The 1,674-nt window shown below is 46.5% G+C and carries 2 protein-coding genes; both read left to right on the top strand.

Annotated features, from left to right (window positions below):
- Positions 1-295 (top strand): EscU/YscU/HrcU family type III secretion system export apparatus switch protein (locus A3766_RS19695; protein ID WP_197479642.1); only part of this gene is annotated, 295 nt, incomplete at its 5' end.
- Between the two features lie 122 nt (positions 296-417).
- Positions 418-1,674: FHIPEP family type III secretion protein (locus A3766_RS19690; RefSeq protein WP_197479641.1), on the top strand; the 1,257-nt coding region annotated here is incomplete at its 3' end.

Below are 1,674 nucleotides of genomic sequence, written 5' to 3'. Positions count from 1 at the left end.
ACCTGAAGAAGATGCCGCGCCAATTTTGCTTGCGAAAGGGCATGATCAAGTCGCCTTGAAGATTAGAGAAATTGCCAACGAACATGATGTCGAAATTGTTGAGGCTCCACCGCTTGCGCGTTCGGTCTACCATCATGCCGAGATTGGTCAGGAAATTCCGAGTGGTTTGTATATGGCGGTTGCACAAGTGCTGGCATACGTATTTCAGCTTAAGCAGTTTAGGCGTCGCGTTATTACAAAACCTCCGAAACCGGACTTCCCCATACCGGATGATCTTAAATATGATGGCTCTTGATTAAGGGGCTGGCATTGCCTAATTACCGTAAACTGTAGAAGTCGGCGTGAATCTTGCTGATACCTTACTGATATTTGTTTTTCGTCAAATTAGTGACGATATCAGTCTTGGTAGTGATATTTATGCAGCAAGCCGCAATGCTTCAACAATTCAAGGTTCTTACTCAGGGTAATCTCGCCATCCCGGTGCTATTGATTGCAATCCTGGGGATGATGACCCTTCCTGTTCCTCCTTTCCTGCTTGATTTGTTGTTTACCTTCAATATTGCTTTGGCGCTTGTTGTCTTGCTTGTTTGTGTCTACTCCCTGCGGCCCGTTGAGTTCGCGATATTCCCAACCGTTTTGTTAGTTGCCACGCTTTTACGTTTGGCGCTAAATGTCGCTTCAACTCGTGTTGTTCTCTTGGAGGGGCACGAAGGTGGCGATGCTGCAGGTAAGGTGATTGAGGCCTTCGGTGAGGTTGTCATTGGAGGCAATTACGCTGTCGGTTTGGTTGTCTTTGCTATTTTGATGATTATTAACTTTGTTGTTGTAACAAAGGGTGCTGGCAGGGTCTCGGAGGTTAGTGCGCGCTTTACGCTCGATGCGATGCCGGGTAAACAGATGGCGATTGATGCTGATCTTAATGCTGGCATTATCGAACAGGAAGAAGCCAAGTCACGTCGTGAAGAAATTGCAACGGAGGCTGACTTTTATGGTTCTATGGATGGTGCCAGTAAGTTTGTTCGTGGTGATGCCATTGCGGGTTTGTTGATTTTAGCGATCAATATCATAGGCGGTCTCTCTATTGGCATGGTGCAGCATGATCTAGAATTCTCTGATGCAATGGAAAAGTATTCGCTACTGACTATTGGTGATGGCTTGGTTGCACAGATTCCTTCGCTACTACTTTCTACCGCCGCAGCAATTATGGTGACACGTGTTAGTAGTATGCAGGACATGTCGTCACAAGTTCTTGATCAGATGTTTCTATCCCCAAAGGCTTTATATGTGGCCTCAGGCATTCTTATCGCAATGGGTCTGGTACCGGGCATGCCTCATTTGGCATTCTTGGGTTTGGGTGGCGGTTTAGCATTTTTTGCTTGGTATGGTCAAAACAAGAGATCGAAAGGTGAAGAGGTTGAAGCAAGCGCTCCGGGTGCTCGCAGGTCAGGTGCTCAGCCTAATATGTCTGGCGGTGCTAATGTAACGCCTGATAATCAAGGTCAAATATCGGCTGATGGACAGCCTAAAGAAGAGTACAAAGAGCTTGGCTGGGATGATGTTTTGTCGGTCGATATTATAGGCCTGGAAGTTGGTTATCGCATAATTCCTCTTGTTGATAAAAATCAGGGGGGGGCATTGCTTGGTAGGATAAAAGGGGTGCGTAAAAAGCTGTCG

The organism is Oleiphilus sp. HI0132 (assembly GCF_001635845.1).
This window is presented reverse-complemented; position numbering and strand designations above follow the sequence as displayed.